The 19,931-nt window shown below is 72.2% G+C and carries 20 protein-coding genes, 1 tRNA gene and 3 pseudogenes; 12 read left to right on the plus strand and 12 right to left on the minus strand.

The features are described from left to right. Nucleotides 1-12 precede the first annotated feature (12 nt). The 7 genes and pseudogenes from GA0070215_RS29875 (at nt 13) to GA0070215_RS22645 (ending at nt 5,239) form a co-directional block, all read left to right on the plus strand. Entirely contained in the window at nt 13-168 is a 156-nt protein-coding gene (locus GA0070215_RS29875) for an AraC family transcriptional regulator (RefSeq protein WP_018789169.1), read from the plus strand. Nucleotides 169-309: 141 nt separating this feature from the next. Beyond that, on the plus strand, nt 310-576 hold the full coding sequence (locus tag GA0070215_RS22620; protein ID WP_141708236.1) for a hypothetical protein: 267 nt from the start codon (nt 310-312) through the stop codon (nt 574-576). Between the two features lie 111 nt (nt 577-687). Beyond that, the gene (gene rox / locus GA0070215_RS22625; RefSeq protein ID WP_018789167.1) at nt 688-2,115 is read left to right on the plus strand and encodes a rifampin monooxygenase; all 1,428 of its coding nucleotides are present in this window, start codon (nt 688-690) and stop codon (nt 2,113-2,115) included. A 606-nt stretch (nt 2,116-2,721) separates the two neighbouring features. Continuing rightward, nucleotides 2,722-3,417, plus strand: a complete 696-nt coding sequence (locus tag GA0070215_RS22635; RefSeq protein ID WP_091049513.1) for an Ntn hydrolase family protein — start codon at nt 2,722-2,724, stop codon at nt 3,415-3,417. 58 nt (nt 3,418-3,475) lie between these two features. Further along, nucleotides 3,476-3,826 (plus strand): annotated as a pseudogene (locus GA0070215_RS22640) (replication initiator); the annotation flags it as partial. Beyond that, nucleotides 3,819-4,013, plus strand: a pseudogene (locus GA0070215_RS28120) (excisionase family DNA-binding protein); the annotation flags it as partial. The pseudogenes GA0070215_RS22640 and GA0070215_RS28120, both read left to right, overlap by 8 nt. Further along, a pseudogene (locus tag GA0070215_RS22645) lies at nt 4,013-5,239 on the plus strand (tyrosine-type recombinase/integrase). The pseudogenes GA0070215_RS28120 and GA0070215_RS22645, both read left to right, overlap by 1 nt. On the opposite strand, the gene GA0070215_RS22650 reads toward GA0070215_RS22645, so the two are convergent. The 8 genes from GA0070215_RS22650 to GA0070215_RS22680 form a co-directional block, all read right to left on the minus strand. Then, the gene (locus GA0070215_RS22650) at nt 5,240-6,064 is read right to left on the minus strand and encodes a hypothetical protein (RefSeq protein WP_091049518.1); all 825 of its coding nucleotides are present in this window, start codon (nt 6,062-6,064) and stop codon (nt 5,240-5,242) included. Further along, nucleotides 6,042-6,614: a hypothetical protein gene (locus GA0070215_RS28125; RefSeq protein ID WP_141708237.1), complete on the minus strand. Its 573-nt coding sequence runs from the start codon at nt 6,612-6,614 to the stop codon at nt 6,042-6,044. The genes GA0070215_RS22650 and GA0070215_RS28125 overlap by 23 nt, the downstream gene beginning before the upstream one ends. A gap of 828 nt (nt 6,615-7,442) precedes the next feature. Continuing rightward, nucleotides 7,443-7,516, minus strand: a tRNA-Ala gene (locus GA0070215_RS22655). Between the two features lie 288 nt (nt 7,517-7,804). Further along, nucleotides 7,805-8,587, minus strand: a complete 783-nt coding sequence (gene sepX / locus GA0070215_RS22660) for a divisome protein SepX/GlpR (protein WP_208600403.1) — start codon at nt 8,585-8,587, stop codon at nt 7,805-7,807. Between the two features lie 170 nt (nt 8,588-8,757). Next, nucleotides 8,758-9,399 (minus strand): GNAT family N-acetyltransferase, encoded by a 642-nt coding sequence (locus GA0070215_RS22665; RefSeq protein ID WP_018789047.1) that lies wholly within the window; start codon nt 9,397-9,399, stop codon nt 8,758-8,760. A gap of 108 nt (nt 9,400-9,507) precedes the next feature. Further along, nucleotides 9,508-10,821: a molybdopterin molybdotransferase MoeA gene (locus GA0070215_RS22670; protein ID WP_018789048.1), complete on the minus strand. Its 1,314-nt coding sequence runs from the start codon at nt 10,819-10,821 to the stop codon at nt 9,508-9,510. After that, the gene (locus GA0070215_RS22675; RefSeq protein ID WP_091049526.1) at nt 10,818-11,807 is read right to left on the minus strand and encodes a UTP--glucose-1-phosphate uridylyltransferase; all 990 of its coding nucleotides are present in this window, start codon (nt 11,805-11,807) and stop codon (nt 10,818-10,820) included. The genes GA0070215_RS22670 and GA0070215_RS22675 overlap by 4 nt, the downstream gene beginning before the upstream one ends. A 9-nt stretch (nt 11,808-11,816) precedes the next feature. Then, nucleotides 11,817-14,006, minus strand: a complete 2,190-nt coding sequence (locus GA0070215_RS22680; RefSeq protein ID WP_208600404.1) for a GGDEF domain-containing protein — start codon at nt 14,004-14,006, stop codon at nt 11,817-11,819. A gap of 82 nt (nt 14,007-14,088) precedes the next feature. Here GA0070215_RS22680 and GA0070215_RS22685 point away from each other — a divergent pair, with 82 nt between their 5' ends. After that, nucleotides 14,089-14,736 (plus strand): 5-formyltetrahydrofolate cyclo-ligase, encoded by a 648-nt coding sequence (locus GA0070215_RS22685; protein ID WP_091049534.1) that lies wholly within the window; start codon nt 14,089-14,091, stop codon nt 14,734-14,736. Nucleotides 14,737-14,954: 218 nt separating this feature from the next. Here the strand turns inward: GA0070215_RS22685 and GA0070215_RS29275 are convergent, their stop codons facing one another. After that, nucleotides 14,955-15,167 carry a hypothetical protein gene (locus tag GA0070215_RS29275; RefSeq protein WP_244167101.1) on the minus strand — a complete coding sequence of 71 codons (213 nt, stop codon included), beginning with the start codon at nt 15,165-15,167 and terminating at the stop codon, nt 14,955-14,957. A gap of 273 nt (nt 15,168-15,440) precedes the next feature. On the opposite strand from GA0070215_RS29275, the gene GA0070215_RS22695 reads away from it, so the two are divergent. After that, a complete protein-coding gene (locus GA0070215_RS22695) occupies nt 15,441-15,917 on the plus strand; it encodes a hypothetical protein (RefSeq protein ID WP_026268755.1) in 477 nt (158 codons plus the stop codon). Nucleotides 15,918-15,968: 51 nt separating this feature from the next. On the opposite strand, the gene GA0070215_RS28705 is transcribed toward GA0070215_RS22695, so the two are convergent. After that, entirely contained in the window at nt 15,969-16,145 is a 177-nt protein-coding gene (locus GA0070215_RS28705) for a hypothetical protein (protein WP_208600409.1), read from the minus strand. A gap of 182 nt (nt 16,146-16,327) precedes the next feature. Here GA0070215_RS28705 and GA0070215_RS28515 point away from each other — a divergent pair, with 182 nt between their 5' ends. Then, nucleotides 16,328-16,969, plus strand: coding sequence for a hypothetical protein (locus GA0070215_RS28515; RefSeq protein ID WP_167361548.1), 642 nt, complete (start codon nt 16,328-16,330; stop codon nt 16,967-16,969). Nucleotide 16,970: 1 nt separating this feature from the next. Here GA0070215_RS28515 and GA0070215_RS22705 read toward each other — a convergent pair whose 3' ends face one another. Continuing rightward, complete coding sequence (locus GA0070215_RS22705) at nt 16,971-17,453, minus strand: DUF2231 domain-containing protein (protein ID WP_091049636.1); 483 nt, start codon at nt 17,451-17,453, stop codon at nt 16,971-16,973. A gap of 161 nt (nt 17,454-17,614) precedes the next feature. Between GA0070215_RS22705 and GA0070215_RS22710 the strand changes: the two genes are divergently transcribed. Together GA0070215_RS22710 and GA0070215_RS22715 are read left to right on the plus strand one after the other, a co-directional pair. Continuing rightward, complete coding sequence (locus GA0070215_RS22710; RefSeq protein ID WP_091049541.1) at nt 17,615-18,043, plus strand: Fur family transcriptional regulator; 429 nt, start codon at nt 17,615-17,617, stop codon at nt 18,041-18,043. Nucleotides 18,044-18,119: 76 nt separating this feature from the next. Next, nucleotides 18,120-18,971: an oxygenase MpaB family protein gene (locus tag GA0070215_RS22715; protein ID WP_018789058.1), complete on the plus strand. Its 852-nt coding sequence runs from the start codon at nt 18,120-18,122 to the stop codon at nt 18,969-18,971. Nucleotides 18,972-18,984: 13 nt separating this feature from the next. On the opposite strand, the gene GA0070215_RS22720 is transcribed toward GA0070215_RS22715, so the two are convergent. After that, nucleotides 18,985-19,908, minus strand: coding sequence for a RecB family exonuclease (locus tag GA0070215_RS22720; protein WP_377468726.1), 924 nt, complete (start codon nt 19,906-19,908; stop codon nt 18,985-18,987). Nucleotides 19,909-19,931 lie beyond the last annotated feature (23 nt).

A 19,931-nucleotide genomic window follows, 5' to 3' on the forward strand; every position in this document is an offset into this window, starting at 1 on the left:
GACCACGCCCGGATGGTCTCGTTCTGCACCGGCGCGTGCGTGCTCGCCGCCGCCGGCAAGGCCGCCGCCGTCGACCTCGCCCGCCAGGCCGCCATGAGCACCCGCAACCTGGTCCGGCACTTCACCGCCGCGACCGGCGCCACGCCGTCCCAGTGGCTCGCGACGTAGCGCATCCGGCGGGCGCAGGAGCTGCTGGAGAACACCGACGACAGCATCGGCACCGTCGGCGTGCCGCCGGACACCTACCGCCGGCCGTTCCGCCGCGACTGACCGGGTTGCCGGCGCGCCGGCCCGGGTAACCGATCCATCATGGATCGGATCAAGGGGTCGAGACAGCGTTTGTGGAACACGTACCCGGAGGCCACGACCGAGCAGTGGACGACGGCCGTCGTCGTGGCCCTGGTTCTCTCGGCGCCGGCTGGCCTGCTCTGCGTGTGGCTGGCAACGTCGCTGCTGAGCGGAACACACTGGCTGCTCCAGACGCTGGCCTTCGCCGTCGTCGGTCTCGTCATCGGCGGTGGTGCCCTCGTTCTGCTGTCGAGGCTCGCCGGGAACGGCGGACGCCGGGGGGTCTGAACGAACAGGCCCCTGCCTGCCCTTCGGGGCCCGGGCGTCCCGACGCGAGGGCTATGATCGGTTCGTGCCGCCCGAGAGGACGGTCGCCTGACACTCCACACGGGGGCGTGTGTGTTCGACGTGATCGTGGTCGGCGGTGGGCCGACCGGCATGATGCTTGCCGGTGAGCTGCGACTTCAGGGCGTCGGCGTGCTCGTGCTGGAGCGGGACGCCGAACCGCCGCCGTACGTGCGGTCGCTCGGCCTGCACGTCCGCAGCATCGAGGTGATGGACCAGCGCGGGCTGCTGGAACGGTTCCTGGAACACGGCGGCACACACCCGATCCGGGGCTTCTTCGCCGGCATCGACAAGCCCGCGCCCGCCGACCTGGACACCGCCCACCCGTACGTCCTCGGCATCCCGCAGACGCTCACCGACCGGCTGCTCGCCGACCACGCCGCCGAGGTCGGGGCCGAGATCCGGCGCGGCCGTGCGGTTGTGGGCCTGGAGCAGGACGACGAGGGCGTGACGGTCCACCTCGACGACGAGGGCACCCAGCCGTTGCGGGCGCGGTTCGCCGTCGGCTGCGACGGCGGGCGCAGCACCGTCCGCAAGCTGCTCGGCGTCGGATTCCCCGGCGAGCCATCGACAGTCGACACGCTGCTGGGCGAGATGGAGGTGACCGCCTCCCCGGACGAGATCGCCGCGATCATGACCGAGGTACGCCGCACCGAGAAGCGGTTCGGGCTCGGGCCGACCGGCAGGCCCGGCGTGTTCCGGGTGGTCGTACCGGCGGCCGACGTGACTTCGGTGCCGCCGACGCTCGACGACTTCAAAAGGCAACTGACCGCGTACGCGGGCACCGACTTCGGCGCTCACTCCCCCCGCTGGCTGTCCCGGTTCGGCGACGCGACCCGCCTGGCCGAGCGCTACCGGGTCGGACGGGTGTTCCTGGCCGGCGACGCCGCGCACGTCCACCCGCCGCTGGGCGGGCAGGGGCTCAACCTGGGCATCCAGGACGCGTTCAACCTGGGCTGGAAGCTGGCGGCGACGGTGAACGCGTGGGCGCCGGACGGCCTGCTGGACACCTACGAGTCCGAGCGGCGTCCGGTCGCCGCCGACGTGCTGACGAACACTCGCGCGCAGATGTTGCTGACCACCAACGAACCCGGACCGCACGCCGTGCGTGAGGTGCTGACGCAGCTGATGGACTTCGACGAGGTCAACCGCTTCCTGATCGAGAAGGTCACGGCGATCGGCGTCCGATACGACCTCGGCGAGGGACACGCCCTGCTCGGGCGGCGGCTGCGCGACGTACCGCTGCGGGAGGGGCGCCTGTACGAGCTGATGCGTACCGGCAGTGGGGTGTTGCTGGACGGGACCGGGAAGCTGTCGGTGGACGGCTGGGCCGACCGGGTCCAGCTCGTCGCCGGCACTGCCGACGAGCTGGACGTGCCGGCGGTGCTGTTGCGGCCGGACGGGCACGTGGCCTGGGTGGGTGCGGATCAGCAGACGCTGGAAGCCGCGCTGACCAGGTGGTTCAGTAGCGCGACGACGTGAGCTGCCGCCGATCGCCCGAGGGTGTTCAGGATCCGGCCGTCTGGAAGCTGCGGAGCGCGGCTCCGGCGAGCCGAGTCGCGGCCCGGTACCACCGCGAAACGGTGGCTGCCGCCGTCCTGGCCCGGTGACGCGACGGTGGGGCACCGGCCGATGAACGTCCGCAGTTCCGCCGTCGCACCTCGGGCCGTCGTCGGCGTACGTCCTGAGCACTTCGCTTGCCACCCACGGGTAACCGGAGCTTTCGGCGGAGCTGACGGTGGCGGCGGCCATCGCCGTCCGGTTCGTCGCCGAGACACCGCAGCGGACCCGGGCCGAGTTGGAGCACCGCAACCTGGACCGGCACGGTCCGGACGGGGGGTCGGTTCGTGACGGTGTCGGCCACGACGAGGGCTGGCCGCTTTACCTGGACCGCTACGCCGGCCGGTTCACCGAGGCGGGATATTGCGGAGGTTGCGGCGGCCCTCAGCGTCTCTCGATCGAGTCAGAGGTTGACCGCGCACGACGTCCTCATCCGGGCAGTGAGCGGGCCGACACCTGCCGGGGTGTAGGCGGGCGGGGTGCCGGGTACCTCGCCCGTTACCCCTTACCCCTGCGCAGGAGGACCCCATGACCGTCGTACTCGCCGTTGTCTGCAGCGACGGGGTGGTGATCGGCGCGGACTCCCAGATCACCGAGAGCGACCGTGGCCTGAGCTTTCCCGCCCAGAAGCTGCACCCGCTGGGCGACTGCGCGGCCTGGGGCGGCAGCGGCGCGCGAGGCGTACTCAACGACCTGCGCCCTCTCCTCCAGGACTCGGCCACCGCCATCCTCGAAGCACCCGACATCGGCGACGAGTTGCAGGAGCGCGTCCTGCCCATCTTCAAGAAGCACTACAAGAACTACATCCCCGACGTACCGGGCGAGGGCAGCGGCGGCGGGGTGTCGGCGTACCTGCTCGCGGCCGGCTTCAGCCAGGGGAACCCGTGGATCGTGGAGATCAACCCCAACGGGCTCATCGGCCGCTATGAGGACGTTGGCTTCCACGCCATCGGCTCCGGCGCGCCCATGGCCCAGCAGGCCGGCGCACTGCTGTCCCACTTCCGGATGACGACGCGCCCCGTCGAGTACGGCGTGGTGGGCGTGGTACGGGTGCTGGAGGCCCTGGAGAAGACCTCGCCGTCGGTCGGCGGCCCGTTCAGCGTCGCGTGCATCCGCGAGGAGGGCGCCCACCACCTCGACGAGAAGGAGATCACCAAGGCGATGAAGGACGCCCAGCGCTGGTGCGACCTCGAACAGGAAGCGCTCGACCGGCTGTTCGACTGACGCCAGCAGCGGATTGATTGGCCCGGCCCACACCGACACCGCCAGCGGCGCCGCAACCGCCGACGACCGTCAAGACAGCCTTGACACCAGACCGAACGCTTACGCCGGGCTGCGGCGTTGGGCGCACATGCTCGGCTTCGGCGGCCATTTCCTCACCAAAGCCCGCCGCTACTCAGTCACCTTCGGCCTGCTCCGCGACACCCGCGCCACCTACCGCCGCACCGAAGACGACGATCCCGCCGACACCGTCACCGTCGGCACCCTCACCTACATCGGGGCCGGCTGGCTCACCGACGGAGACGCACTCCTGGCCAACACCGCCGCCAGGCAGCGACGAGCAAGCAGACGGATCGGCCGCGAAGAACTCGCCCACAAAGCCTGGCTCACCGGGCCGCCGCACGAGCCATGACCTCACCCCGCGCTGGTACTCACCCGCCGAGGTCGCCGTCCTACTCGGCTTCGGCATCTCCAAGGTCAAGATGAAGATCGCCACCGGCGAGCTGCGCTCCATCAAGGACGGCAAGTACCGCCGCATCCTCCCCGAATGGGTCGACGACTACATCCGCGAACAGGTCGAACGCCAGGAGGCCGCCTGATGCCCGGACGCGCCCGAGCCAACGGCGAAGGCTCCATCTTCCCGTACCGCAACGGCTTCGCCGCCTACGTCTGGGTCACCAAACCGGACGGCAAACGCACCCGCAAGTACATCTACGGCAGGACCCGCGAGGCCGTCCACGACAAGTAGATCAAACTGCACCAGCAGGCGAAGGCTGGGCCGGTCGTCACCCGCCTGCCCACCCTCGCCGGCTACCTCGACTCGTGGCTCCGTGACGTCGTCGAGCCGAACCTGGCCCCCGCCACGGCGGCCAACTACGACATGTTCGTCCGCCTCTACATCGCCCCAGAGCTGGGTTCCCGACGGGTGGACAAGCTGACCGTGCGGGACGTGCAGACCTGGCTCAACCAGCTCCGGTCCGCCTGTCAGTGCTGCCTACAGGGCAAGGACGCCGCCCGGCCGGAGGGCAAGCGGAAGTGCTGTGCCGTTGGCCGCTGCTGTCAACGGGCCGTGTCCGAACGCACCGCCCGCGATGCCTGGACAACCCTGCGCGCCGCGCTGAACAACGCAGTCCGCGACGAGCTGCTGACCCGCAACCCAGCGGCGTTGCTCCGGGGCGCCAAGCCTCGCCCGCACAAGGCCAGGCCGTGGTCCGTCGACGAGGTTCGCCAATTCCTGGAGTCGGCCCGTGCTGACGGCGACCCGCTCTACGCCGCGTACGTGCTGATCCTGGTCCTCGGGCTGCGCCGGGGTGAAGTTCTGGGCCTGCGGTGGGAGGACGTTGACCTGACCGTCAACGAGTTGTCGGTGGCCTACCAGCTCCAGCGCATCCGCCGGCAGCTCCTGCATCGGGAGACCAAGACCGAGTCGTCGGAGGCGACCCTGCCTCTGCCGGCCACCTGCGCCACTGCCCTGCGCTCCCGTGGGGAAGATCAAAAGCGGCATCAGAAACACGCCGGCCGGGCCTGGCAGGACAACGGCCTGGTCTTCACCACCCGGCTCGGTACGCCGATCGAGCCGAGGAACTTCCATCGGGAGTTCAAGACCCGCTGCCGCAAGGCCGGCGTACGGGAGATCTCGGTGCACACCACCCGACGGACCTGCGCTTCCCTGCTGGTGGCGCTCGACGTCCACCCCCGGGTGACCATGCAGATCCTGCGTCACAGCCAGATCGCCGTGACCATGTACATCTACAGCGAAGCCACCTCGGAGGCGACCCAAGCCGCCTTGAAGCGACTTGGTGGGCGGCTCGATCCCTGTCCGTAGTCAGCCGACCGAAGCCAGCAAATCCTCAGCCAAAGCAGAAGCGGCGGCCGAAACGACGGGGGGATCTCCGATACCTTCCTCAGCCCTTCCCGCCATTACCGATCCGAGGGCATCGGGGCCTGCCGCGAATAGGTTCGCAACAAATCCCATGGCTTGGTCAGTAACTTGTCCAGCTAGATCATCAGCCCGCAGCTCCCGTAGCTTGGCAGCAAGCTGCTCGGTTGGCACGGCTACGAGCAGACGATAGATGTCGTGCGCGTCCTTGTCCACAAGGCGCCTGGGCGTTTCCTGCCGCTCGCCGATCTTGTGCAACTTGGCCACGAGCAAAGCGGCAGGGCCTGCAACATTGGCCGTATAGACCCGGTTGTCCCCCGGAGCGAGCGCATGTATTTCAACCGCATCATGGTCGACGACCGCGGCCTCCAATCCGACCGCTCTCCTCGCAGCACTTTTGGAGTGAGGTGGGATATTCGCTGCGCGGCGACTTGATCCACCAGCAAGCGCTTCCGGAACCATCAGGTCAACGGGAATGCCTTTGGGATTCAGCCACGCTCCAGGCTGGTGCGCTTGAACATCGAGATGAAAGCCGGCAGCGCGCATGGCCTCCTCCAGCAACGGCTCCTGCGGGAGCGCACGTGCGTCGAGCGCAAGGTCACAATCCTTGGTCGCCTCCGCTAAGGCGATGGGCGCGGCCCCCGTGTGCAGATATATGGCTTGCGCTCCCACTACGACCACAGCGTCGGCATGCTCGCGGAGGGCTTCCAGTGCATCCAGTAACGCGCTACGTGCGGCTACCAGTAGGTCAGCGTCGCCAAGCCCGCTCATGCTTCTCCATCCAATCAAGGAGTTCTTGTCCCTCAGCAGGAGTCCGCCCAGGACCTGTTAGTAGATCGACAGCAGCTTGGCTCGGAGCCACATAAAGTAGACCGTCATCCTGCACCAGTCGATCGAATACGACGTCATATTTTCCTTGAGCGACAAGTACGTTTGCGCCGGTATCAACGGCGCGCAGCCTGAGCTTTTCGGCGGCTTGGTCTACGTCGTCTACATAAACCATCGCTAGTTTGGCAGGAGCATACGGCGCTAAGCGATGGGCCGCCAGAGAACCAGTCAATGCGTAGCGCAATCCTTGGGCTCCCCGCAGGCTTTCCTGCAACGCCGGCAGACCTCGCGGACTCAAGTAAGAGTTGACAGTGTTGCTGCGCTGAAAACCGTAATCCTCGCTCCATCGCTCTAGGATTCGACGCCACTCGACGTCCACTATCGGGCCGCGTCGATCACGTCTAACAAGCGCTTCACGCTCAAGGAACTCAACCACTCGGTACGTCGCACCTGTCGACGCCCCAGACAGGCGTATCAAGTCCGGAACGGTCATGGGCTCAGCGATATCGACCAAGGCACGCACAACACGGGCTGCTGGAGACCCCTGCAATGTTCCGCGCGGCCTGCCTGGCCCCCGCCAGGGATCTCGATCAGCGCCCCTGTCACGCAGGTACATCGCTGGACGTTCAAGCAAGATGTGCATGTTCCCAGTAGCGTCAACGTAGGAAACCCTGCGTTCTTCTAGCCATGCGCGAGCGGAAGACCCGATGTATCGCGCGGCGAGCATAGGCGCCGGACGATCGACGTGAGGAAGGCTGTAGGAGCGAAGTTGGTCAAGGGCCGCAGCAAGATCACTCGTGACGACTGAGCGCTTTGCCTCAATGAAGAAGACCGCTTGCGTCCCATCAGGAGCGGTTAACTCGGCTACACCGTCGATCCGGCGGTCCACCTCCTGGCCAGCAAGGCGGATCGACCACCCAGGCGGCAGGCGATCCTCCACGAGTGCCAGGGCGCGGCGGAGGACATCGGCCTCGCGCTCCGGCGGCGCATCAAGGGAAGCTTTGCGTGAGGATCGCACGCCTCACCCCCATCGCTGGGTTCGGGTAATTAGCTAGTTCCGTTCCGAACGGAAACATCTTATATCCAGAAACCGTCAAGGTCGACCATCTCGCCGAAACCCGGCGCGCTGCCTCCTGACCAGGCGTGATCCAGACGGAAGACGCGACTCCCACCTGGAGAGAGTCGCGGCTGAGCGCACACCTCGCAGCCGCCTCCGGCCACCTCATCCTGGCGGGCCCAGCTCGCATGACTGCTGCACTTCACTGCTGTACAAGATCGAAAAAGGCCGCCTCCCACCACGGGAAACGGCCCTTGAACTGGGTGGAGCTGAGGGGATTTGAACCCCTGACCCCCTCGATGCGAACGAGGTGCGCTACCGGTCTGCGCCACAGCCCCTCCGCCGGCGAACCGGCGTCGGTCCCACCCAGCTTTCACCGGGTGGGCCGGCGACAAGGCTAACAGGTCGCGCCCCCACGACGCGAACCGCCCCACCGCGCACATAGATCTTGGAAGAAGGCGGCCCCCAGAGGGGCCCATTTCCTCCAAGATCGCCCGCCGCGGGCGACGCGAACCGCGTGAGTGGAACGTCGCGGGTGTCATGGAGGGCCGGAGACACCCACGGCGTTCCACTCGCTGGGAGATCACACGCGAACGAAGGCCGCGCCGACGAGGCGGGCAAGGCGGTCAGGCGCCTCGGCCGGACTGGTAGGGGCGCCCGCGCAGGCCGCCCGCCCGCCGGTAGGACACCGAGCCGCCGCTCGCCGCCGGTGGCAGGTCCGCGGGACGGTCCAGCCCCATCGCCGTACGCCGGACCGCCTCGCGCTGCGCGGCCAGCCGGCGCTGCGCCTCCCGCCGGGCGGCCGCGCGCCGGGCCTGCTCGCGGCGCACCTCGGCCTGGCGGGCGGCCAGCCAGGTTGCCTCGCGGGCGTCCGCGCGCCGCCGCCGGCGCTCGGCCAGGGCGCGCTGCCGCAGGTGTACGACGTACGCCACGAGCAGCGTGCCGGTGACCGAGACGCTGATCCAGAACCCGGGGCCGACGAGCACCACACCGCCCAGCTCGACCACGTTGAGCAACAGCAGCGCGGCCAGCACCCGGCGCCGGCGGTAGATCGCCGGGGTGTGCCGCCGCCGGGGCGGGTGCCGTCGGCGGGACTGGGCCGGCACCGCGGAGACGGGCCGGAGCCGACCGGAGCGGCGACGCAGCGGCGGGGCCGATACCGGGCGGGCGAGACTACCCGTGTCGGAGTCTTCACTGAGCGTCACAACGAGGGAGCGCGGCGGGTGCAGCGGTCGCCGTCCGGGCACGGTGCGCCGTCGACGCTGGCGCTGGAGCACCCGCGCCGTCGACTGCGCCCGCTCCGCCACCAGCCGCTCGGTGGCGTCGTACCGGCGGACCAGCGCCGGAGCGAGGGCGAGCAGACCGGCGGCGGCGAGGACGGCGAGGAGCACCGACGTGGGCACCCTCACCCCTCCCGTCACCGATGTTCTCCGGCGAGCGCCACACCGCCGCAACTTCTTCCGTCGACCGTCGTTTACGGCGCACTTCGTGCGGGCGGGCAGCGCTTGCCGCAGCTTGCAGTTACTTGAGGTTACGGGCCGCCGACCCGGTTCACAGTGCGCCGCGCCGGGCGCTCGCCTCAGCGGCGGTTGTCACGTACGCGGTGCCACCGCGCCAGCAAGCCGCCCTCGGCTACGACTTCCTCGCCCGTCATCGCGTATCCGATATGGTCGCGCCACGCGCCGTCGATGTGCATGTAGCGCACGTGATAGGCCTCCTCGCGGAAGCCGAGCTTCTCCACCACCCGCCGGGACGGCATGTTCTCCGGCCGGATGTTCACCTCGATCCGGTGCAGGCCGCCCGGCCCGAACGCGTGATCCACGGCGAGCGCCACAGCGGTCGGGATCACGCCACGGCCGGCCATCCGGGAGTCCACCCAGTAGCCCACGTACCCGGAGCAGAACGCCCGCCGCACGATGCTGCCGATGTTGACGTGACCGACCAGCCGCTCCCGCCCGGTCTCGCGCAGGCAGACCGCGAACGGCATGCCCTCACCGGTACGCGCGGACCTGCGCTGGTCGGCGTGCACCAGGCGGAACGCGGCGGGCGAGTTCGTCTCGTACCAGCCACCGGGCACATGGGACTCCCACGGCGCCAGCCACTCCCGGTTCGCGCGCCGGATCTCCGACCAGGCGGCGGCGTCCGAACGCCGGTACGGCCGCAGCACCACCGGACCGTCCACCAGCACCGCCGGCCACCCCGGCACCCGCCGGAACCTCACCGAGCTTGCCTTCCGCTCGCGACTGCGGGGCTCGCAAGCTCACTCCTCGCGCTCACCGAGCTTGCCTTCCGCTCGCGACTGCGGGGCTCGCAAGCTCACTCCTCGCGCTCACCGGCGCCGGTCCAGCAACAACACATCCACTGTCGATCCGGCGGCGGCCGTGGTGACCCGCTCGCCGAGCACCAGCAGGCCGTTCGCCTCGGCCAGGCCGGAGAGCGTGTACGGGCCACCGGCCAGCGGCTGCACCGTGTACCCGCCGCCACGCCGCTCGGCCACGTGCGCGGGCCGGAACTCGCGCAGCCCCACCGGGGACGAGACCGTCTCCAGCAGGTGCGCGCGGACGCTCGGCCGGAACACCGGCTCGGCGCCGGCCAGCAGCTGGATGGCCGGGCGGGCCAGCACCTCGAAGCCGATCAGCGCCGCGCCGGGCTCACCGGGAAGACACACCACCGGCACCTCCTCGGCGCCGACCGTACCGAACCCGAGAGCCGTTCCGGGATAGAGGGCCACCTCTGTGAAGGCGACCGGCCCGGCCCGGCCGCCGTCGCGGCGGGACAGGATGCGGCGGACCATGTCACCGGGGCCGGTGCCGGTGCCGCCGGTGGTGATGATCAGGTCGGCGCGCAACGTCTGGTCGTCCAGCAGACCGCGCAGCGCCTCCGGGTCGTCGTCGCAGATCCCCACCCGGTACGCGAGCGCGCCCGCCTCCGCCGCCGCCGCGGTCAGCGCGTGCGAGTTGGTGTCCACCACCTGGCCGGGCTGGCTGCCCCGGCCCACGTCCACCAGTTCGTCGCCGGTGGCCACGACGACCACGCGCGGGCTGGGCCGCACCACGACGTGCCCGATGCCGGTGGCGGCGAACACCGCGACCAGGGCCGGTGACACGTACGCCCCGGCGCGGGCGAGCAGCGTGCCGGCGACCAGTTCCTCCCCGGCGCGGCGCAGGCCGTACCCCCGTTTGGGGGCCCGGAAGATCTCGACGGCAGCCATGCCCTGGTCGGTCCACTCCACCGGGACGACCACGTCCGCGCCGATCGGCAGCGGCGCGCCCGCCGCCACCGAGAAGCACGAGCCGGGGGTGAGTCGCACCGGCCGCCAGCTCGCCGCGCCCAGGTCACCCACCACGTTCAGGCGGATGGTGCGGCCGCCGGGCATACCGGAGGGGGCCGGGACGTAGCCCGGCCCCCGACTCCCACCGGAGATGTCCTCCCAGCGCGCGGCGTACCCGTCCACCGCCGCCTGGTGGAAGGCGGGGTACGAGTGCGGGGCGACCACGTCCTCGGCGAGCACGTTGCCGTACGCCTGGGTCAGGTCGAGGTCGAGTGGAGGCAGCGCGCGTAACCTGCGCAGCACACTGCCCAGGTAGTCGGCGAGCGGCGTCAACTCGTTCGCGGCCGCCTCGGCGTCGGCCGTCGCGGTCATGTATCGGCACCGCCGGACGCGTCGCGGATGCCGTTGCGGACGGCGGCGGTGACCGTCTCGTCGCCGTTGTTGACGAACTCGGTCAGCCACTTGCGGAACTCGGCACCCAGGTCGTCGCGCTCGGCGGCGATCTGCACCACTGTCTGGAGGTAGCCGAGCGGCATGCCGGTGTCGTAGCGGGTGCCCCGGTAGACGATGGCGTGCACCGGCACCCCCTCGGTACGCAGCAGCTCCATCGCGTCGGTCAGCTGGATCTCTCCGCCGCTGCCCGGCTCGGTACGCCGGATCGCGTCGAAGATCCGCCCGGGGAGCACGTACCGGCCGAGGACGGCGAGGTTGCTGGGCGCGTCCTCGGGGCTGGGCTTCTCCACCATGCCGGTGACCTTGACGACCTCGGCGACGTCGGAGTACTCCGACTCGGCGGGCTCGACGGACGCGATGCCGTACCGGCTGGTCTCCGCCGGATCGACCTCGAAGAACGCGAGCACCACGCCGCCGGTGCGGGCCTGGAGTTCCAGCATGGCCGGCAGCAGCGGCTCGGACGGCTTGACGAACTCGTCACCGAGCAGCACCGCGAAGGGCGCGTCGCCGACGTGCGACTCGGCGTACCCGACGGCGTGGCCGAGGCCGAGCTGTTCCGGCTGGCGGACCGTGTAGATGGCGGCCAGTTCCTCGGTGCGCTTGACCTCGGCCAGCAGCTCCGGCTTCTTGGCGAGCCGTTCCTCCAGGTCCGACCGGCGGTCGAAGTGGTCCACCATCGAGGTTTTCCCGCGACCGGTGATCAGCAGGATGTCGTCGATGCCGGCCTGCGCGGCCTCCTCGACGATGTACTGCAACACCGGCCGGTCGACGACCGGCAGCAGTTCCTTGGGAATCGCCTTGGTGGCCGGCAGGAACCGGGTGGCCAGGCCGGCGGCCGGGATCACGGCCTTGACCGCGCGGGGGCGGCCGGGGGCCGCTGAGGGGTTCGCTGAGTGCTCCGACATGTCGCGAGACTATCGGCCACGGCTCTGCCGCGGCGGGTGAGGACCGGAAGACGCGCCGCCCTGGGCGGTGCCCGCCGGGTCCGCCGCGCCGGCCCGGGGCAGCCCGTCCGGCGGGCCGGCACCGGCGGCCACCACCGGGATCTCCCGGGTGGGCACCGGATCGGGCGCCGGGGCCAGCCGGTAGCCGTCGCGTCCGGCGGCCTTCGCCGCGTACAACGCGTCGTCGGCGGCGTCGAGCACCTGCTGGCCGCCGGCCGCGTGGTCCGGGTAGACGGCGATGCCGATGGAGACGGTCACCGGCACCCACACCGGCTCGTCGCCGCTCCCCTCGACCGCGACCGGCTGGTCGCGTACCACCGCGCCGAGCCGCTCGGCGACGATCGTGGCACCCCGGGCGTCGGTCTCCGGCAGCAGCACCACGAACTCCTCGCCGCCCTGCCGGAACGCCAGGTCCACCTCGCGGATCACGCCGCGTACCCGGCGGGCGAACTCGACCAGCACGGCGTCCCCGGCGGCGTGTCCCCAGGTGTCGTTGACGTTCTTGAACCGGTCCAGGTCGAGCGCGAGGACGCTGAGCATCCGGCCGAACCGGTTCGCCCGCTCCACCTCGCGGCGGATCGACTCGCGCAGGTAGCGGTAGTTCCACAGCCCGGTGAGCGGGTCGGTGAGGGAGAGCCGCTGCGCCTCCTCGTGCACCCGGACGTTCTCCACCGCGACCGCCGCGTGCCCGGCGAACGTCCGCAGCGTCACCACGTCGTCGTCGTGGAACTCGTGCCCGCCGACCCGGTCGTAGAGCACGAGCACGCCGAGCGCCGCACAGTCCGAGCCGGACGGGTCGCCGTCGGCGGGCGGGTGGCCGGGCCGGTCCGGGCCGCGCGGCTCGGCGCCGCCGGGGGTGGCGAACGGCACCGCCACGTACGTCTCGCAGGTAGGCTCCCCGGTCGGCGCGTCCGGCGGCGCCCACCGTCCGCGCAGCGGTTCGCCGGTGGCGGCCACCGCGCCGAGCACCCCGGCGCCGACCGGCACCCGCAGCGTCGCCGGGTCGGCCGGGTCGGGCGTCGGCCAGCGTCCGGTCAGCCCCTCCACGCACCGGCCGACGAGTACGCCGTCGCCGTCGACCAGCAGCACCGCGCCGGCCTGGGCGCCGGTCGCGGCGATCGCGCTGTCCAGGATCACCCGCAGGATGCGTTGCAGGTCGTGCGTGCTGGCGAGCGTGTCGCCGAGCACGGCGAGATGGTTGCGGAGCTGGTCGCGGCTGCTGGTCAGCGCCGTCACGTAGGTGCCGGTCTCCCGGGTCATCCGGTTGAACGCGCTCGCCAGCCGCCCTACCTCGTCGCGGCTGCGCACCGGCACCCGGGCGCTCAGGTCGCCGCGCGCCACCCGGTCCACCGCGCCGGCCAGCTCACCGAGCGGCCGGGTGGTCACCCGGGCCAGTCGCCAGGCGGCGAGCACCGCGAGCAGGGCGGCGAGCGCCACGGCGGCGATCAGCGCCCCGTACAGGCCCGGCGCACGCTCCCCCGGCACCGACAGCACCAGCGGCAGCGGCTGACCGGGAGACGGACCGACGCGGCGCACGTACCGGCCGTCGCCGGTCCCGGTCACCCGGTTCCCGTCCGCCTTGCCGGCGGCGGCCAGCACCGCTGCGCGTACCCCCTGCTCCTCGGTCGTGTGGGTGATGCCGCCGGGGTCGTCGAGGAGGGTGACCCCGACGCCGGTCACGGCGGCGAGCCGCGCCACGAAGGCCCGGTCGACGGGCTGGGCGGCGGCGACCGCGCCCAGGTCGGTGCCGGCCGGGTCGCGGAGCCCGACCCGGGCGGAGAGCGCTCCGGCTCCGGTGGCGGGCGAGCCGGCGCAGTCCTGCCAGCGCCCGGCCGGCCCGCCGGCCGTGGCGTAGGTGGTGCGGCCGGCGGCGTCGGCCATCCGCACGGCGGCGGCCAGGCCCCGGGCGACCACCTGGTCGGCCGCACGAGACCGGGCGGCCGGGTCGCCGACCAGCGCGACCGCGTCGGCCGCCGCGCGGAGTTGCTGGCAGAGCGCGTCGATCGAGGTACGGACACCGGCCGCGGCCAGGCCCAGGCGCTCGGTGGCGCGGCTGTGGTCGACGGCGCTGAGCGTGACCCCGACGAAGAACGCGCCGAGCAGGACGGGGCCGAGGACCACCGCGAGGAAAGCCGCCGTCAACCGCCCGCGTAGCGTCAATCTTCCCCCCGGAAGTTCCGCTCCCTTGGTGCGATGCTGACACAGAGCGACCATTAGGCAAGCGTTGCGTCAGGAGTGTTGCGTGCCGGAATTTTCGGATGAAGCGCACGATGCGAAGCGGGAGATGCGCATCGCGCTACTCGCCGCGCGCCGGTCGCTGTCCGCGGCCGACCGCGCGGTGGCTGCGGCCGCCGTCCAGGCCGAGCTGGTGACGTTGGTACGCCGGCTGCGGCCGGCCAGGATGAGCGCGTACGTCCCGGTCGCCTCGGAGCCCGGCGGGGACGACCTGCCGGACGTGCTGCGCGCCGCGCTGCCGCCCGACGCCGAGCTGCTGCTGCCGGTGCTCCGCGAGGACCTGGACCTGGACTGGGCCCCGTACACCGGCCCGGAGTCGCTGCGCGCCGCCGGCCGGGGCCTGCGCGAGCCGACCGCCTCGCCCCGGGGGCGTTCCGCCGTGGCCGGAGCCGGCCTGGTCGTGGTGCCGGCGGTCGCGGTCGACCGCCGGGGCGTCCGGCTGGGCCGGGGCGGCGGCTCGTACGACCGCGCGCTGGCCCGGGTGCCCGCGACGGTGCCGACCGTGGCGCTGCTGCACGACGGCGAGCTGGTGGAGGCGGTGCCCGCCCTGCCGCACGACCGCCCGGTGCACTGTGTGATCACTCCAGCCGACGGGCTCGTGGCGGTCCCGGGTGTGGGCCCGGGCGCTTCCGCTGGACGAACCCGGGGGTCATGACGCACCATTGGCACTCGAAGACCACGAGTGCCAGAAGGCCGTGCCGAAGATCCGGAGGAGAACGTGCCCACGTACCAGTACGCCTGCACCGCGTGCGGCCACCAGCTCGAGGCGGTGCAGTCCTTCTCGGACGAGCCGCTGACCGAGTGCCCGGCGTGTGAGGGGCGGCTGCGCAAGCTCTTCAACTCGGTGGGCATCGTGTTCAAGGGCTCCGGCTTCTACCGCACGGACTCCCGTTCGTCCGGCTCCGACAACGGCACCTCGACCACGAGCAAGCCGGCCAAGTCCGAGTCGTCGTCCTCGTCGTCGGACTCCTCGTCGTCGTCCTCCTCGTCCGGTTCGTCCTCGTCGTCCGGCTCGGGGTCGGGGTCGACGGCGAGCAAGGCACCGGCGGCGTCCAGCTCGTCCTGACCCGCTGTCGCACGCGACACGTGGCCGTTCCCGCTCGGGGGCGGCCACGTTCCCGTTAGCGGCGGATGCTCGCCACCTCGGCGAGGTTGCTGCATCCGCCGGTCCGGAAGCAGCAAGTCCCCCGAGCTGGCGGTCCCGGCCGCACCGGGCCTCCGCGCCGGTGACGGCGGGCCCGCCCGAAGGCGTGGTTTTCCACAGGCCGGCGGGTTATCCACAGGCGCGGGCGGTGGGGCGGCGCGCACCGGGAGTCCGGGCCTAGCCTGCGGTCGGACGACAGGCGGCGGGAGGCAGCGGTGACGGATGGCGAGGGGACGTTGCGTCCGGTCCGCTGGCGCGGGTTGCCCCGGCGCCGGACGCTGCTGCGGGTGACGCTCGTCGCGGTGCTGCTGGGGTTGGCCGCGGCGGTGCTCCAGACGCCGCCGTCCTGCCCACCGCCCCGCGTCCCGCCGGCCGCCTCGGCGACGGCGTCGCCGTCCGGCGGCATCCGCGCGCTGCCGGCCGGTGCGGTGGGCGTACCGATCCGGCTGGCCGAGCCGGCGGCCCTCGCGGTGCTGCGCCCGGGCGCCCGCGTCGACCTGCTCGTCGTCCCGGCCGGCGGCTCGCCCGACCCGACGCTGCTGGCGCCCCGCGCGCTGGTGCTCGACGTGGTCGGCACCACCGGGGCTGTCGACGGCTCCTCGGCGCTCTACCTGGCGCTGCCGCCGGAGCAGGCCCGGCGGGCGGTCGGACTACCGGAGGGCAGTCGCTTCGCCGTGGTCGTCCGCGGCTGACCCGAACCGGTCCGCCCTGGTGCCGTGCGGTCGGCCTCGGCCCGGCGCTGATCAGCCCCAGTGCGGGGGGCGTTCGGCGAGCAGCCAGTCGTCGCTGCCGCCGGGGCGCTCGCCCCAGCCGCGGTCGGTGTCGTCGCTTGTCTGCTCGGGCAGCACCACGAAGTCGTCGCTGAGGTCGACCACGCGGTCGTCGTCGTCGCGCGGTGTCCGGATGGCGGGGTCGGTCACGAGCAGCAACGATACCGCCGGACGGGCCGCCCGCTCGATCCCGCACACCGGCCGGGTCGTGTCGAGCCCGGCCGTACCGGGCCAAAGCTGCGGAATTCCATCACCGAGCGCGACGGGCCGCAGCGGCGGTGATCGACGCGTCGGGCGGCCGACCGGCCGGGGCGTTGGTAGCGTCGGACGGCGTGACGACGCCGAGCGGTGGCAGCCCCGACGACGAGACCTGGCGACGCCCGCAGCAACCGGCCACGGCCGGGGAGAACGCCTCCGGGGCGGTCCCCCCGGAAGCGGACGGCCCGAGCGGTCCTGGATCTCGGCCGGGCGGTGCCGGCGGAGATCATGACCCGGACCGCACCGGCGTTCCGGCCGGGACCACCGGGCAGCCCGATCCGGGCACCCCCGCGGCGGACCCGACCGCAGCCGGGAGGATCCACACCGCCGGAACCGACGCCGGAGACGCGGACACGCCGGAGGCCGCCGGGAACGCCAGCCCGTGGTCACGCGAGGCGGCCACCGACAGCCCGTGGGCCCGGTCCGAGGCGGCGGGCGGCTGGACGGTCGCCGGTGGCGCGTGGCCGGGCCCGCCCGGTGGCGGCACCCCTGCCTCGGGGTACGCGGGACCGCCGCCGAGCACGCCCCCACCGCCCGGGTGGCGGCCACCGGTACACGTGCAGCCGTCACCGCCCCGCCGGCTCCCGCCGCAGGACATGGCCGCGATGGACCAGGCGGAGCAGCGCGCGCAGCGGCTCACCTACGGCATCGGGGCCGCCGTCGCCGTGGTGCTGGTGCTGCTCACCTGTCTGCTGTGCTCGCGGGTGCTGTTCTGAGTCAGACGACGCCGTCCCAGACCATCTTGGCGCCGCTGTCCCCGGTCCAGTAGACGTACACGAGCGCGAAGACCGCGAGCACGGCCACCACGACGGTGAGCACCACCGGGAGCCAGCGAGGCAGGTTCCGGCCCGCGACGAAGCGGCTCGTCGACAGCACGAGCAGCAGCGCGGCGACGCCGAGCCCGAGCGCGAACCAGAACAGCATGTCGCCGTACTCGGCGTGCTCACTGATCTGCTGGAGCCGGTCCGGCGGGTAGCCCTTCGCGCGCAGGGCCTCCTCCAGTTCCTCGCCGGACTCGGTCGCCACCCAGGCGACGATCGGGGTGACGACGGCGAGCGCCGCGACCGCCCAGTCGAGGCGGTGCCGCCAGCGGGGCAGCACCCCGTACCCGACGGCGAGCAGTGCCAGCAGCGGCACCAGCACCACCGCCGCGTGGATGACCAGCACGTGGGCCGGCAGACCGTTGATTTCCCTGAACACCGACACCTCCGGCGAGTGGGTGGTTTGGCGCGCTCAGCGTACGGCGTGCCGCCGTCTTCCTCGATACACGCGGGCGCGGCGGAACCCGTTCACCTGTGGCCCCGGCCACGGGTGAACGACGCTCGCTTGTCGGCCCGACTGCCCCGTGCTGTCATGGATCCATGTCCACAGGCGAGGATCTGCTCCGGTCGAGGGGTCTACGGGTCACCCGGCCTCGCCTCGCCGTCCTGGACGTGCTCTCCGCCGGCGGCCACCTGGAGGTCGACGAGATCACCCGCCGGGTCCGCCAGCGCATCGACTCGGTCTCCACCCAGGCCGTCTACGACGTGCTCGGGGCCCTGTCCCGGGCCGGCCTGTCCCGCCGGATCGAGCCGGCCGGCAGTCCGGCGCGGTACGAGGCCCGGGTCGGCGACAATCACCACCACGTGGTGTGCCGGGGCTGCGGGCAGATCGCCGACGTGGACTGCGCGGTCGGCAGCGCCCCCTGCCTGGACCCGAACGTGGCGCACGGCTTCGAGCTGGACGAGGCGGAAGTGACCTTCTGGGGTCTCTGCCCGGCCTGCCAGTCCCGCCGCTCCGCCGACGACTGACAGTCGCGCCGAGGACGGCCGCCGCCTGGCCGCCGCACCGAGGACGGCGGACGGCGGCGCGTGGCACTCTTGATCGGTGGACACCGAAGACCTCGGCCTCTTCGGTCCGGGATCGGTCACGTGGAAGGTGCACGAGGAACCGATCCTGATCGTCGCCGGCCTGCGCTCGCTCTATCTCCAGGCGCTGCACCCCCGCACGATGGCCGGCGTCGCCCAGAACAGCAACTACCGCACCGACGCCTGGGGGCGGCTGGTCCGCACGGCGACGTACGTGGGGACGACGATCTACGGCACCACCGCCGAGGCCGAGGCGGCCGGGCGACGACTGCGTACGCGGCACGCCCGGATGCGCGCCACCGACCCGTTCACCGGTGAGGAGTTCCGCGTCGACGATCCGGAGCTGCTGCGGTGGGTGCACGTCACCGAGGTCGAGTCGTTCGTGAGCACCGCCCGGCGGGCCGGGCTGGCGCTGACCGACGACGAGGTGGACGGCTACTACACCGAGCAGCGCCGGTCGGCGGCCCTGGTGGGGCTGGGCCCGGGCGACGTGCCGGGCACCGCCGCGGAGGTGGCCGACTACTACCGGGACGTGCGCCCGCAGTTGCGGATGACCCGGGAGGCGGCCGAGACAGCGGTGTTCCTGACCGCGCCGCCGATCCCGTGGAAGCTCAGCCTGCCGGCGCGGGTCGGCCTGAACCTGGGCCCGCCGCGCTGGGCGTACTTCGGGATCGCCGCCACCGCGCTGGGGATGCTGCCGCCCTGGGCGTTGCGGCTGTACGGCGGGCTGGGCCTGCCCACCACCGCCCTGTCGGCGGACCTGAGCGCGCGGGCGCTGCGGCTGGCGCTGGCCGCGGTGCCCCGGCGCTACCGGGAGGGCCCGTTGCAGCAGGCCGCCAAGGAACGCGCCGCCCGCCTGACCGCGGCCTGACGGCGCAACGCACTCACTCCGGGCCGGCGAGGCGCTCGACTGCGGACCAGGGCTCCTTGCCCGGGGTCTGCGCGCCGGTCGGGCACGTACGCCGGTAGTCGCACCAGCCGCACCGCGGACCCGGCTCGGTGGGGAACGCCGTGTCGGGGTCGGCGCCGTCGGCCACCGCGCGCTCGGCGGCCATGATGTCGCGGGCGGTGTCCTCGGCGCGGGTGAGCTGCCGCCGCAGGGACTCCGGTGTGTGCTCGTGCGCGGCTACGGTGCCGGTGGGCAGGTGGTGCAGCTCGACCCGGCGGCACGGCTTGCGGAACACCCGCTCGGCCGCGTAAGCGTAGAGCGCGAGCGCCTGCGAGCCGCGCGCGTCGTCGGTGTCGAGGCCGGTGCGGCCGGTCTTGTAGTCGACGATGACCAGCTCGGGCCGCCCGTCGGGGCCGGGGCGCGAGTCGATCCGGTCGGTGCGGCCGTTGAACGCGAGCACAACGGTCTTGACCGCGACCACCCGTTCCACGCCGACCGGCTCGTCGGCCGGATCGAGGCCCGTCACGTAGCTCTCCAGCCAGGTCAGTGCCCGCCGGAAGGCGTCGCGCTCCTGCTCGTCGTCGCGGTAGCCCTCGCGGACCCAGGCGCCCTTGAGCAGCGTGCCGAGCACCTCGGGGCGGCGGCGGCCGGCGTCCAGCGCGTACCAGTTCTTCAGCGCGGTGTGGACGCTCGCGCCGAGCGAGTTGTGCGCCCAGGGCGGGCCCTTGGGCGGCGCGGGCCGGTCCACGTAGGCGTAGCGGTAGCGGCGGGGACAGTCCGCGTACGCGCCGAGCTTGCTCGGGGTGCATACGAACAGGCGTTCCGGCATGCCCTCGAAGCCGAGCTGCTCGGACTGCTCGGCGCGAGGTCGGGGAGCCCGGGAGCCGCTGGCTGCTGACGGTCGTCGCACCCGGAGAATCCTGCCATCCGGGTACGACACCG

The sequence above is a fragment of the Micromonospora marina genome (assembly GCF_900091565.1).
Lineage (GTDB): Bacteria > Actinomycetota > Actinomycetes > Mycobacteriales > Micromonosporaceae > Micromonospora > Micromonospora marina.